Consider the following 14346-nt stretch of genomic DNA (forward strand, 5'->3'; position numbering starts at 1 on the left):
GCTCAATTGGCTGGTTTTACACCTCAGCCCGGTGTTTTTTATTTTCTTGACGCAGGCTATTGTTGTATACTAGCTTTCAAACTATAATATTTTCATGGTTCGGCTCCTTTGAGGGTCGCTTTATCGCGTCCGTCTCTTAGGCACTTATTCAATATAGCTAACCTACAAGAGAGTGTCAACTGTTTTGGCAAAGTTTTTTCGCCTTTTTTTGTGATGTCGCAGTAACGCTTATAGGATGAGGGTTTTAGGCTATAGTATTCCTTGCGGTAATTAGGGAAGTATATAGAATTGTGAGTAAATATGGTGTTTTACCTCCTTGGTTGGTTTTAGATCCGTTATTACGGGGCTGGTTGTTGGAAGATGTTGGTCGGGGCGATCGCACTACAAATAGTTTGTTAGCGGCGGATGTGAATTTAGGATCGGCGAGGTGGGTAGCGAAAGCACCTGGGGTAATTGCTGGCTTACCTGTTGCAGCTAGGGTATTTCAGCTTTTAAATGAAAAAGTTAGCTTTGAGGCTATTGCTGGTGAAGGTGCGCTCTGTGAACCGGGACAGGTAGTGGCAGAAATGTCTGGTTCGCTTGATGCTTTGTTGATGGGGGAACGGGTGGCGCTAAATTTAGCTATGCGCTTGAGTGGAATTGCCACTCTGACTAATAAATATGTAGAGCAAATTGCAGATTTACCTGCTCAGTTGGTGGATACGCGCAAAACTACGCCAGGGTTGAGGCTGTTGGAAAAGTACGCGACTGCTGTGGGTGGGGCGACTAATCACCGTATGGGCTTGGATGATGCGGTGATGATTAAGGATAATCATATTGCGGCGGCTGGGGGAATTGGTGAAGCTATTACCCTTGTTCGTTCTCAGATTCCTTATACGTTAGCTATAGAAGTAGAGACAGAAACTCTTGAGCAGGTGAAGGAAGCTTTGGAATATCAGGCTGACATTATTATGTTGGACAATATGCCTGTTGATTTGATGCGTCAGGCGGTGCAGTTAATTCGTCAACAGGATGGTAGGGTGAAAATTGAAGCTTCTGGCAATGTGACTCTGGAAACTATTCGGGCTGTGGCTGAGACTGGTGTTGATTATATTTCTAGTAGTGCGCCAATTACTCAGTCGAGGTGGTTGGATTTAAGTATGAAGATTAGTTGAGGTGTTTTTTTCACGCAAAGGCGCATTCGCGTAGTGTCTCGTAGAGAAGGCGCAAAAAGAATTTGAGAGGTGTCGTCTTTCGTCAAGCTCTTGAAGTGATGCAAGGGTTATGTAAAAATTGTGGTCTTTGGCATCTGAGGAATTGAGACATGGCGCGTCTAGCACTGCTGAGTGTATCTAATAAAACTGGTTTGATTGACCTAGCCCGTCGCTTGGTTGAGGAATTTGAATTTGATTTAATCAGCAGTGGAGGAACGGCTCAAGCCCTCAAGGATGCGGGGTTGCCTGTGACGAAAGTTGCAGATTATACAGGTTCGCCTGAGATTTTAGGTGGACGGGTGAAGACTTTACATCCGCGCATTCATGGGGGGATTTTGGCTAGGCGGGATGTTGCTCAAGATGTGGCAGATTTGGAAAATAACCAAATTCGTCCTATTGATTTGGTGGTGGTGAATCTTTATCCTTTTGAAGAGACTATTGCTAAACCAGGGGTTACTTTGGCGGAAGCTGTGGAGCAAATTGATATCGGCGGCCCGGCGATGTTACGGGCTTCTTCAAAGAATTTTGCTCATTTGACTGTGTTATGTGACCCAGCACAGTATGATGAATATTTGCAAGAGCTACGTCAAAATAATGGGGAAGCTTCTTTAGAATTTCGTCAGCAGGCGGCTTTGAAAGGATTTTTACATACGGCGAATTACGATCGCGCGATCGCATCTTACCTCGCAGGTACACCACAGCACACCCTAAGCGGGACAGAATTGCAATCTCTGCGTTATGGTGAGAACCCCCATCAAAGCGCAGCTTGGTATCAAACTGGAACTACAGCCACAGGATGGGCGGCTGCTAATAAGTTGCAAGGCAAGGAACTTAGTTACAATAATTTGGTAGATTTGGAGGCTGCACGCCGAATTATTGCAGAGTTCGCTGATACCCCAGCCGCAACTATTATTAAACATACCAATCCCTGCGGTACGGCGTTGGGAGATACTATTGTTGAAGCTTATCAAAAGGCTTTTAATGCTGATGCTACTTCGGCGTTTGGGGGTATTGTCGCTCTGAACCGTCCTATTGATGCGGCTACTGCTAAGGAGTTAACCAAGACATTTTTAGAATGTGTGGTTGCACCTGAATGTGATGCAGAGGCGCAGCAAATACTGGCGAAGAAGTCTAATGTGCGGGTTTTGACATTGGCAGATTTGAGTAATGGCCCTAAAACATTGGTAAAACAAATTGCCGGAGGTTTTCTTGTGCAAGCTGCGGATGATATTGTGGCTGATACCAGTCAATGGCAAGTTGTGACCCAAGTGCAACCCACAGATGATCAGTTAGAGGAATTGCTGTTTGCTTGGAAGGTTTGTAAGCACGTTAAATCTAATGCTATTGTAGTAACAAGCGATCGCACTACTCTAGGTGTAGGTGCAGGACAAATGAACCGTGTGGGTTCTGCGAAAATTGCTCTTGAACAAGCAGGAGAAAAAGCGCAAGGTGCAATTCTCGCTAGCGATGGCTTTTTCCCTTTTGATGATACTGTCAGATCCGCCGCCGCCGCCGGGATCACTGCTATTGTCCAACCTGGTGGAAGTCGAAATGACCAAGATTCTATCAAGGCTGCTAACGAACTCGGTTTGGCGATGGTGATAACTGGTGTGCGTCATTTCTTACACTAAGCTGAGGTCGGTCATGGGTAATTGTCTGTTACCATTACCCATTAGCAAAATATGATAAGTGTTTAATACCATTTCTCGATAAAACTGCACTTCATAATCTAGAGTATTAAGCTCACGCAAAGGCGCATTCGCGTAGCGTCTCGTAGAGAAGGCACAAAGGAAGAAAGGATCAACATATTCTTAAGTGCATCATTACAGAGAACTGGTATAAGCTGACATGATATAACTGCTGAATATGGTGCAGTTAGTAAAGTGTCACTTCTAATACTCGCCTTGTTTTGAAAGCGATGTTATTCTCTAGTTGTGTGAGGAGCAAGTTGAAATTAAAAGCGCTGGAAGTGGAAACACGGTAACACTTTAGGCGCTTTTTAATTTATGGGAGGACTAAAGTCCTTATTACGAACTCAATCTGAGTTATATCATGTCCGCTTAATCACTTATCATATCTTGGGGGTTGGTAATTGGTAATTGCTAATTGCTAATGGTAGAAAACAATTACCTATTCGCTATTACCCATTACCGACCCTAGCAACTATATCGTCAGTAATTAGCCGGACTTGATATTATTTGTTTTGCATGACGTTAGCTATTACTGTTGCTAATTCTGATGGTTCTACGGGTTTGGTAAGATGCTGTTGGAAGCCAGCCGCCATTATCTTTTGGAAGTTAGTCTCGCCTGCAAAGGCAGTAAGGGCGATCGCTCTTAGCCTTGTATCTGATGCTACTTCCATATCCCTGATTTGCTTAATTAGCATATAGCCATCGATATCTGGCATACCAATATCACTTAATAATATATCTGGTTTGGTTTGGGCGATCGCTTGCAATGCTTCCCTTGCTGAACTTACTGCCTTGACTTCTATACCATACTGTTCTAAAATAAGGCTGAGTAATTGCAAGGTATCCGCATCATCATCTACAACTACCATCCGCAAGCCTTGTAAATTTGGGGTAATATCAGCGAAGAAATGCTTTTCATCTAAATGAGAAGTGACAATTATGGGTAAGGTGACTGTAAATGTTGCGCCTAAACCTTCTCCAGGGCTGGTTACTTGTACAGAACCACCGTGGAGTTCCACAAGATGACGGACTATTGCTAACCCTAACCCTAATCCGCCAAATTTTCTAGTTGTTACCTCATCAGCTTGGCGGAAGCGCTCAAATACATATGGTAGAAAATCGGAACTTATACCTTTTCCTGTATCGCTGACTTCAATTTGAGCTAAAGAATCAACTGTTTTTAAGGTGATTTCTACTCTACCACCTTCTGGGGTGAATTTTACGGCATTAGTCAGTAAATTCCAGACTATCTGCTGTAAACGGTTGGGGTCTCCTTCTACTTTACAGCTACGGTCAGTTAATTTAGTTACTATTTGTATAGATTTACCCTCAGCAGTAAGACGCACCGTTTCTAATGCAGCCTCAATGGTAGCTACTAAGTCTACTGTACAGACATTCAAACTCAGCTTACCGCGTAGGATGCGCGATACATCGAGTAAATCGTCTATTAACCGCGCTTGGAGTTTAGCATTGCGTTCGATAACTTCTAGGGCTTGATGAGTTTTGATGGGATCTAACTTGCGACTTTTGAGGAGTTTTGCCCAGCCTAAAATGGGATTAAGTGGCGATCGCAATTCATGAGATACTATAGCTAAGAAATCATCCTTCATCCGGTTGGCTTGTTCTAATTCTATCCGGGCGGCGCGTTCCCGTTCCCAAGCTTGGGCGCGTTCTTCAACTGCTAACTTTTGATCATGAATTTCAGTACAGGAACCAAACCATTTGATAATTTCACCATCTTGATTAATTAATGGCATTGCTCGTCCTAAATGCCAACGGTATTCTCCATCTGCACGGCGTAAACGAAACTCAGTTTCATAATCTTTGCCAGTTTCCAGGCTATTTTGCCATCTTGTGATGGTTGATCGCACATCATCGGGGTGTAATATATTCAACCATCCTTCACCTTGAGCTTGTTGTGACGTTTTTCCTGTATAGTCGTACCAGCGTTGATTAAAATACTCATGATAGCCATCTGGATGTGTAATCCAGAACATTTGCGGCATGGTGTTCGCTAATGTACGAAACATTAATTCGCTTTGTTGTAGTTGAGATATCAACTGCTGGCGTTCCGTAATATCGAGAAAGGCTCCAATTACGCCTCTGACATTCCCATCTGTATCACGTAAAGGGGCAGCTTTACCATAAATGTGTCTGACATCATCTGCACTAAAGACAAATTCAAATTCTGCTTCTACCTCCTTCCCAGTAATTCCCGCCTGCTGCATTGCCAACTCATTCAGAGGAATATCTTGACCATTTTTTTGAATTTTAAATAAGAAAGGGTATTCCCCACTAGCGGGAGTAGCTGTCATAATTGAGCCGGGTGGCATCCGCATCATTTCATAGGCTGCGCGGTTAACACTCATAGAATGGCACTGAGGATCATGTGCTATCCAGACAGCCGCCGGTACTGTCTCCATAATGGTTTCCAGCTCTTCTGCTCTGGCTTTGGCTATGGTTTCGCTCTGCCGTAGTGCTGCTTCTACCTGTTTGCGATGGCTAATATCTATGTTGACAGCGATCGCATTAATAATTGCTCCGGTTTCGTCTTTAATAGGGATAGCGGAGTTGAGAATAGTTTTCCTCTCCCCATCAAATGTTTCTATATCAATCTCTTCGCCAATTATCGCCTTACCTGTAGCTAAGGTACGGGCAAGCGTCCAATCTTGGGATGCCAGGGGTTTGCCTGTATCCGCCCACCATCCTTTATACTCATGGTATTGATTGATATTATCCAGTAAGGGAGCATCTTCACCCCAAATTGCTTTGACGGCTGGGTTGATTTCTAAAAGCTGTCCTTGAGGATCAGAAATTAATACGCCTACAGGTAAGATATCGAGGATAGCTTGTAGGCGCTGACGTTCAATGTCAGTTTTTGGTTGTCCTGGTGCTATCTCTTGGGCTTGCTGACGCTGTGTGATATCGGTAAGTACAGCCAGCACAGTAGAGAATTGGTGATCTTGATCTACTAGGTAACTAATGGAAACAATTACCCAAAGCGGCGCTTGATCTTGACGTTGTAAACGTAATTCCCACTGCTGTTTAGTTGGTTGATGGTGTGGTTGCTCTAGCCATTGCTGAATTACTTGTCGAGGCTGAGGTTCTATAAAATCAAAAATGGAGCGATCGCCCATTTGTTCAATACTATAATTTAGCATCTGGGCTAGTCGAGGGTTGACATACTCTGTCTTGCCTTGCTTGTCGAATATCCAAATACCTTCATGGGCTGTTTCTAATAAATGCTGATAGCTGACTTTTAGCTTCGCCAACTTTGCCTCTGATATTTGCTTAACAGTAAGTCTTTGTGAATTTAATAAACTAAATAGTAGTCCTAGTAAGCATAAAACAATTAAATTTATTACCTCATTCCCTTGACTAACTACTAGTGAGTTAAAAGGCTCAATCAAGAAGTAATCTTTAACTATTATAGCCAAAACTGTAGCAACTATCCCAGGTGCTAATCCACCGTACCAGCTACTAAAAATTTCACAAGCAAGCAAAAGTGGCGAAATTTCTAGTTTTAAAGACCCTTCCAGAATTATGCCAAGTAACAGCGCCAATAATACCGACACAATAGATATACTGTAACATTTTAAATGAGAGCGCTGGATATATGTCATACTGCATTTAATCCTTGGCAGTAACCTGTTTACAAGACATAGAGTTTTCTTCTTATAATGGTCAACAGTCTTAAGATATATATTTTACTTCTAATTAAAAATTAAATAATTCTGGATTTATTAAGTGAAGGGAGATCAATAAACTACTTTTGTATATTATTGGAATCCGATTTGACTAGTGAAAAAATCTCAGTGTATATAATAATATCTGTAGGGTGGGCAAGACCCAACGCTAATTGACGACAGTGACCTCAAGCCCGAAAACCTGAACAATGCAGGGCAACCCCTACCAATATTTGAGAGCTTCAAGTATGAATCTTATCACGCAGGATAAAAAGTCAACTTTATTAAGAAAAGTTAATTACTAGTACCGATTTTCAAACTTAATTTAAAGAATTTATGAAGAGTCACACATTATACTTGCCATTCCCCAAGACAAGTGATAGATTCTACTTGTGTGTGAGGAGCAAGTTAAAAGTAGAAAACGCCTGGGGTGGAAACACGGCAACACTCCCAGGCGTTTTTTCATGATTTCAAAAACCCTGCCTATTTTGTGCAGAAAACAAACTGTCACAGGATAGATTTACTTTTAATAATAACCAGTGCTATGTTTTATTTGTGTGTGAGGAGCAAAGTCAGAAATAAAAAGCGTCTGGGGTGGAAACACGGCAACACTCCCAGGCGCTTTTTATTTGTGGGCAATATTCTTTGTGCGGTTAGCAAAGTGTCACACAATATACCTACTTATGGAAATTAGGGGTGATATCTTCTTATTTGTGTGAGGAGCAAGTTGAAACTAAAAAGCGTCTGGGGTGGAAACACGGCAACACTCCCAGATGCTTTTTGATTGGTGTAGAATATACCAGCTATGAATAGTTATGGCAGTAGCCAGATAGGTGAGGACATAGTTAAATCATAAAATCCTCATAACCAAGCAGCTTTTGAACCTGTCCCCTGCTATATCTAACTTTTAATAAAAGTCCACTCTAGCACCTTAATTGGGGCGGTTTGTAGTGCTTTAGTGAGTTCGGCGTTACTTTTAAACTTGACTTTATGTAAGTCACAAGCTTCGACATTGACAGTGAACTTATCATCTTCAAAAGGCCAAGGTTCGACGGTGACTAGATTATCGCTACGTTGCATAATATCATAGCGTTTACCATCTGGGCCTTTACTAATTTCTAAGAAACGTTCATCTGCTGGTAACTCTTTTTGGCATAGGATGAGAGAGAGGCGATCGCACCACTGCATAAAAGCATAAGCCGCAACTGTGTCATCCTTTTCTATACCGAGTTCTTCACGGTAATGCTGTTGATTTTCTAGTTGTTCATCTAAAAATTTATCGAATGCAGCACACTGTCCCCGTTTACTTTCATTCAAACGGCTAATGTGCATAGAAATTAACATAGCTACCCAGCGTCCCCGATAACGAGCATTCTTAGCTAGATCAGCTAGTTTTTTAAATGATTCCTCCGTGCTATCTGGCGTTAAGGTATCATTAGTCATTAAAAAATCTTTAGGCGCACCTGCTTCAGTGAGATTATCCTCTTCCCATTCTTTTTCTAAGTCATCATGGTGAGAAATTGCGGCTAAGGTTTCGTAGATCCTGGGTGGAGAGTTTTTACGTTTCCATTGTCCCGCTAATTGAGCTGCTAATAAAGCATGAGCGCGATGATAAATAACTTCCCATCCAGTCGGTGTTGCATTTACAATCACAAATTAATCTCCTCTGTTTTAAGTTGTGATTCTTAAAATAGATTCTAGGCAAATAAAATATTTAATAAGTTAGTTCTTAAAAGGAAAATACGTTACATATAGGAATCTGATTTGATTTCTGAAAAATCTCAGTATATGTAGTATTTGTAGGGTGGGCATTGCCCACCATATCATGGCTTTGGTGGGCAATGCCCACCCTACCTAAAGTAGTCTTCTCAAATAGTTACCCATTAAAATAACGTGAGTTCGACAAGCGTTGTTTTGACCTCACCCCCAACCCCTCTCCTACGAGGAGAGGGGAGTAAGACAGTGATTTTTTTCATTTCTCCTCCCTCTCCTTTTAGGAGAGGGAGGTTGGGAGGGAGAGGTTCATCGAACTCAGGTTAAAATAGATTTGTTGGGTAACTTAATTGACAAGTTGCTTAACAACCCAAACCTGTAACTAACTGAAACCCCATATCTTGAATTAGGAGTGTTTTTCCAAGGGGTTAGCTACATAATTGAATGTTGGCTCTGAGTTCCAGGGGCCGCGTTCATCATGACCGTTGCCGTTGGATGATAAGTTGTAATAGAGCGCTACGGTTTCGTCAGGTTGGACATTGCCAAAGAAGGGATCTGTTAATTTACCCAGTGAATCTAAAGCTTTCATAAACATCTGGGTATGAGAGATTTCCCTTGTGAGAAGATGAACTAAAGTTTGCTTAGTTCCCTGATCTGGTGATAACTTAATTAACTCTTCGTAAGTTTGACGCGCTCCAGCCTCAGCTGCAATGTTAGCTCGCAAATCTCTAACTACATCGCCGCCTTCATTCAGATAATTTGCTGTCCAAGCATTACCTTGACTATCTAAGAAGTGAGGCCCCATACCTCTTACAGCAAAGAGGGTACTTTTATAAGCCTCTGTTTGATCCACATTCTTTGTATGTGCTTCGATGAGTTTACCAACCATCTCTAAATGACTAAATTCTTCGATGGCGATATCTTGCAACATATCTTTAATCCCAGCATTTTCAACGTGGAATGATTGCACCCAATATTGTAATGCTGCGGATAATTCTCCTGTTGCTCCTCCAAATTGCTCTAAGAGTAATTGAGCAAAACGAGGATTAGCTTCATCTATATTTACAACATGAATTGGTTCTTTCTTGTGGTAAAACATCAACTGCCTCTTTGGTTAATTTTCACAAGTAAAATACTAAGCAAATACTTAGTAACTACTATTTAAGTAATTACAGTTAGTAAAAAAGCTGATTATTGATTTCTGCATCAAAATACTGATATTTCAGAAAGCATTTGATGAGAAGCCAGTTATTTTAATTCTAAAGATAGAAAAGACTGGCTTCTTGCGTTTTGTGCATTTTGATTGCTAAAATTAGACGCTTCTGCTTCTGCTGAGTAGTCCCCAAAGATAGATAGCAATGATGGCCCCAATAACGGCAATTAGAAGACCAGGAAGACTTAAAGAAGTAGCTGCAAGTTGTAAACTTCCCGTGGAAAATAGGCTATATAAACTACCACCAATAAACGCACCAACAATACCTAAAATGATTGTGGAGAGAATACCGCCGCCTTGTGAACCGGGATAAATAGCTTTGGCGATCGCACCAGCTAAAAGACCTAATATTACCCAAGCAATAATATTCATAATGACCTCAAAAAATTAACTCGCTTCTGTATCCAGATTACTAACTCTGCTTTACAATTGTTTCTTCCAAATGAGATAAATGGGAAAAACCAGAAGATAGATATAGTAATTAGGCTGGTGATTAACTAGTTACTGGTTATAGATAGGAGTTTGTTTGGTAAGATAACTTTCCAACTTGAATAATAGAGCAAGAATCTGTAAGCTTATAACTTGAGTTACTAGCTTTCTACTAGTTGTAAGAAAAGTAGGATTTAAGTCTAGAGAGTAATTTGTTCTTTCAACCAGCTAGTTGCTGTCAATATTAATAATTATATACTTTCTCAGTAGTTTTTTATAAAACTTAATTTCACAGAAAAATAAGCTTTATTAGCCTTTGATATTAATAGGACTTACGCAAGTGTCATAATCAAATTAACTGTAGGGTGCGTCAGCCCCAATAATTTCCTACACATTCAAGGATTTTTCACATCTGACACACCCTACCCCATGTGCTGTAGGGTGTGTCAGCCCCAATAATTTCGTACATATTCAAGGATTTGTCACATATGATGCACCCTACCCCATATGCAAGTTGCGTAAGTCCTGATTAAGTCAGGCTAATTACTGACAACTAGAAATTATTGTCAATACTGCCGCGTAAATAAAGACTGGGACTGGGACTGTGTGACCAAGTTTTGTACAACCACAGTGTACTGACTAGGACTAAGAGTGAATTATAAATATATTGTGTCCATAATGGCAGTAATAAAATTAGAGGACGACCACCAAAGATAAAAAAGAAATTGAAAATTCCAAAGGTGGAAAGGGTATAAATACGATGACGAATTATATCTGAAGATAGATTGAGATTGTAGTGATGACTGTAAGCTTTTGCTTGTTTTTCCACAAAGTACCCTAAAAAATAGGTAAAGGCTGTAAATCCTCCCAGTGTTATAGGCACAGCTATTAATTTGGGTATGTTAAGTTCCTGTCCAAATAAATAGAATCCAGGTTTCAATACTAATGCAAGCTGGTTAGTTTGTCGCACCCAAGCACCAGAAAAGTAATATTCCCAATTGCCTGCATAAAGGTAGTAGTAAACAAAGTAACCAATGACTAAACCGACGTAGCTGTAACGTACAAAGGATTCAGGTGGCTTCTTCAATTCTTCCCAATAGGCTCGTTCAGCGTCGATATCAACACAAAGGCTTTTACACCCAACACAGGCACTTTTTTCTTTACCCTCTGGGGAAACAATACGGCATATTGACGGGGTAATTAGTTGATTATTGTTGTTAGCCTTACTACTAAATAATCCCCCAAATGGACTATAAATTTTTTCTACCGGAGCCATTGGACAGAAATAATTACACCAAGTTTTGCCGCTATACAGGTAGCCAATGCTAATAGCGAAAATAATCGTGAACAATAACCATAATGCCAGAACTAGGCGATCGGCATCGAAAAATAATAAGCGACCACATAGTCCGGTAAATAACCATCCGAACTGTAGGTAAGCGTAATTTTTCCCCAACCAGGATTTTGGGCTAACTTTTACTAATGTGTAGTATGTTTTCCCTGTCCTTGAATGCCTACATTTGGTTTGACGTTGCCAACCCAAGGCGCGAGGAATTTGTGAGAGAAAGCTGAGAGGACAAATACGCCGCCACAGTTCATGCCCAAAAACAAGGACAATAAAAATTGATCCAGGTACAATTACACCCCACATTAGGGTTGTTCCTGGGGAATTTGCTTGTTCCAATAAGCATTTACCTTGTAGTTGAATACAACTAGGCAGTTTTGGTGGGAGCAAAGTTTGATTGAGTATAGCTAATGCTGGGAGCCAAGGGTCATACAACAAAGAAGCAATTATTGTCAGCCATGCAGAAGCTAACATACAGCGCACCCAGTGCATCTGACGTTCAGATATGCAGAAAAGCATATATCTATCCCACCAATAGTATTTTGTTAATCTAAAGTCCGAATAAAGTTGCGGATAATTGTATAAAAATTTGCTAGAAATTTTTATATATAGCAGGAGTCAAATAACAGACTCAAAGCTTTTAGCTATAAGGATTTTATCGTTCCCTTCAATCCGAGCTTATCTAGCGACTGCTATATATAAGAGGGTTTGTTTTTGATGTCTGAATGACATTTAAGTGAAGTATTGTCTATTATTATGATTTTTTCGTGCGAATAGTCATCCTACAGTTAACAAAGTTGTTCAATCATTAAATTAAAAGGTTATAGTTGCATTTATTATGCAAATTAAAGACTTTAAAAAATAAGGGTAAATCCACTTAAATCTTTAATTTTTCCTTTTCAATCTCTTACTCACAATATTTAGTATTCTTTTATCAAGACTGTCAGTATATTCAACTAAGTAGGTGGCTGTGAATATTTCGTGTTGGGAGAAGGCAGTGGTTCTCCTTAACACAAAACAGTCATTTCAGAGACTCCGTTGTTTTTCCCTTGGGTGTAGCCTCAGAATGAGAGTGATCATTTTAGAGAAAACGTCCCTTGGAGAGTGGGAAAATCTCAAATGTGAACCTTGAGACCTGCACAACAGGCAACCCCTAACTAAATTCTGTCTGGAAACTGCTGAATATGGCAATTAATTTTCCGAAGTGGCTGGCTGTATTAGTCACCATCCTTGCTTTGAACCTATTTATGCCAGCAATGGCAGCACCATTGGGATTTCATACTCCCTTGAGCGCAATTCATGCCCCGGCTGCTAATTTGGTGACTGCATACCCTTCTTTTTCTGATTTGGATTTGACTCCTTTGCAGCGTCAACGACTGCAAGCTGTGCTGCAACGTAGGAATAAAGAAATCCAGGCAGTTTTAGATGTTTCGCAACGTGATGAACTGAGGCATCGACTACAATCTGGTGATGGCTTGAATGAGGGTTTGACTGCACTGGAACTGCAACCAGAACAGCAGCATCTGATCAAAGCCATAGAACAGTTAACAAATCTGAAACTGAGGGCGCTGTTATCTCGATACTCATTATCAGGTGTGAGTAATTAAAGCTTGTCTGCTGATTTTGGGAAAAAAGCGATCGCCTCTGAAGGTATGTAGGACTTACGCCAGTGTCATAATCAAACTAACTTTAGGGTGCGTCAGCACCAATAATTTCGTACATATTCAAGGATTTTCCACATCTGACGCACCCTACCCCAACTGCCAGTTGCATAAGTCCTGGTATGATGAGAGCGATCGCTTTTTATTGCACTTTTGATATCATCATTTTATGGGTTGTTATTACCAAGATATTTAGCTTTTAACTCTTCTAACTCTTGATCAATTTCGCTTTTATTGGCTGAGTTATTAGTGGTAGGTTGGGGTTGTATATTTTGCGGTTTTGGTTGGCCCCCTACTAAAAATTGAGTTTTTAATTCTTCCAATTCTAAATCAATTTGGCTTTGAGTTTTGGCTACCGCTTTTGGGGGAGTGGGTTGTGGTGTTGGCGGAATTGTTGTTGCTGGGGGATTTTGTGCTGGAGACTTTTGGTTTAAATCCTTCAAGACTTCATCTACAGTTTGATAGCGCCTAGCGGGAATACTTTCTAACATCCTGTTGATGATTCGCTGTAAATCGCTACTAACTGGTGTTGCTAAATATTGCTGCCAAATCCAAGTACCATGATTAGTATCATAGGAATCGAAAGGCGATCGCCCAGTTAATAAATTAATACAAGTCGCCCCTAAACTATATATATCACTGGCAAACATTGCCCTACCTCTAATTTGTTCTGGGGCGACATATTCAGGTGTACCGATACTTGTACCAGTGTGACTCAAAGCTGTGCCAGTGGCAGATTTAGAAGCACCAAAATCTACTAATACTAATTTGCGATCGCTACTACGTAAAATAATATTTTCTGGTTTAATATCTCGATGAATTACTTGCCGAGCATGACAAAATTGTAGTACAGGTAATAAATCATTGAGTAACTGCCTAATCTGCGTTTCATTAAAAGCACCTTTGTGTGCTAGTTCCTGTGCTAAATTTAACCCGTCGATAAATTCTTGTACCAAATACTGGCGATCGTCTTGGGTAAAATAAGCTAAAAGTTCGGGTATTTGTGGATGTTTACCCAATTCATCCAACTGCACCGCTTCTTGGTTAAATAACTCCACCGCCTTTTGGACTGTGTTAGTACCTTGGGCTTGGGGATAGAATTGCTTAATTACACATCGGGGTTTGGACGGCTTATCCTCATCCACAGCCAAAAAAGTCCTACCAAAACCACCTTGTCCAATTGGCTTAACGGCGCGGTAGCGTTCTTTGAGGAGTAGCTTAGAACCACAACTCTGGCAAAACTTCACATCGTGAGGGTTTTCGGGTTTTGAACAACGGGGGTTAAGACAGTAACTCATTAGCAGGATGGCGTTTTAGTTCGCGCTTACTGTCTTTATTTTGCCCTGTGCTAGACAAGAGTGGTTATGTTCGCCAATGATATATAGTAGGGGACAGGTGATAGGGGACAGGTGACA

General features: G+C 40.8%; 10 protein-coding genes. 3 read left to right on the plus strand and 7 right to left on the minus strand.

Annotation, left to right across the window (positions count from 1 at the left end; all coding sequences use genetic code 11):
• The first annotated feature begins 290 nt into the window (after positions 1-290).
• Positions 291-1154 carry a carboxylating nicotinate-nucleotide diphosphorylase gene (gene nadC, locus H6G83_RS20805; protein WP_190475811.1) on the plus strand — a complete coding sequence of 288 codons (864 nt, stop codon included), beginning with the start codon at positions 291-293 and terminating at the stop codon, positions 1152-1154.
• Positions 1155-1303: 149 nt separating this feature from the next.
• Positions 1304-2824: a bifunctional phosphoribosylaminoimidazolecarboxamide formyltransferase/IMP cyclohydrolase gene (gene purH / locus H6G83_RS20810; protein WP_190475813.1), complete on the plus strand. Its 1521-nt coding sequence runs from the start codon at positions 1304-1306 to the stop codon at positions 2822-2824.
• Here purH and H6G83_RS35990 read toward each other — a convergent pair.
• From H6G83_RS35990 to H6G83_RS20835, 6 genes are all read right to left on the minus strand, one after another.
• Positions 2816-2944 (minus strand): hypothetical protein, encoded by a 129-nt coding sequence (locus tag H6G83_RS35990; RefSeq protein WP_277876384.1) that lies wholly within the window; start codon positions 2942-2944, stop codon positions 2816-2818. The two genes, purH and H6G83_RS35990, sit on opposite strands and share 9 nt — an antisense overlap.
• Positions 2945-3387: 443 nt before the next feature.
• Positions 3388-6507, minus strand: coding sequence for a hybrid sensor histidine kinase/response regulator (locus H6G83_RS20815; protein ID WP_190475815.1), 3120 nt, complete (start codon positions 6505-6507; stop codon positions 3388-3390).
• Between the two features lie 963 nt (positions 6508-7470).
• Positions 7471-8223, minus strand: coding sequence for a DUF3891 family protein (locus H6G83_RS20820; RefSeq protein ID WP_190475818.1), 753 nt, complete (start codon positions 8221-8223; stop codon positions 7471-7473).
• Between the two features lie 466 nt (positions 8224-8689).
• Positions 8690-9382: a manganese catalase family protein gene (locus H6G83_RS20825; RefSeq protein WP_190475819.1), complete on the minus strand. Its 693-nt coding sequence runs from the start codon at positions 9380-9382 to the stop codon at positions 8690-8692.
• A 213-nt stretch (positions 9383-9595) separates the two neighbouring features.
• Positions 9596-9868, minus strand: coding sequence for a GlsB/YeaQ/YmgE family stress response membrane protein (locus H6G83_RS20830; RefSeq protein WP_190475821.1), 273 nt, complete (start codon positions 9866-9868; stop codon positions 9596-9598).
• Between the two features lie 610 nt (positions 9869-10478).
• A complete protein-coding gene (locus H6G83_RS20835) occupies positions 10479-11789 on the minus strand; it encodes a hypothetical protein (RefSeq protein WP_190475824.1) in 1311 nt (436 codons plus the stop codon).
• A 665-nt stretch (positions 11790-12454) separates the two neighbouring features.
• Here H6G83_RS20835 and H6G83_RS20840 point away from each other — a divergent pair.
• Positions 12455-12877 carry a hypothetical protein gene (locus H6G83_RS20840; RefSeq protein ID WP_190475826.1) on the plus strand — a complete coding sequence of 141 codons (423 nt, stop codon included), beginning with the start codon at positions 12455-12457 and terminating at the stop codon, positions 12875-12877.
• Positions 12878-13098: 221 nt separating this feature from the next.
• On the opposite strand, the gene H6G83_RS20845 is transcribed toward H6G83_RS20840, so the two are convergent.
• The gene (locus H6G83_RS20845) at positions 13099-14229 is read right to left on the minus strand and encodes a serine/threonine-protein kinase (protein WP_190475828.1); all 1131 of its coding nucleotides are present in this window, start codon (positions 14227-14229) and stop codon (positions 13099-13101) included.
• Positions 14230-14346 lie beyond the last annotated feature (117 nt).

This window comes from Anabaena azotica FACHB-119, assembly GCF_014697625.1.
GTDB classification, from domain to species: Bacteria; Cyanobacteriota; Cyanobacteriia; order Cyanobacteriales; family Nostocaceae; genus Trichormus; species Trichormus azoticus_A.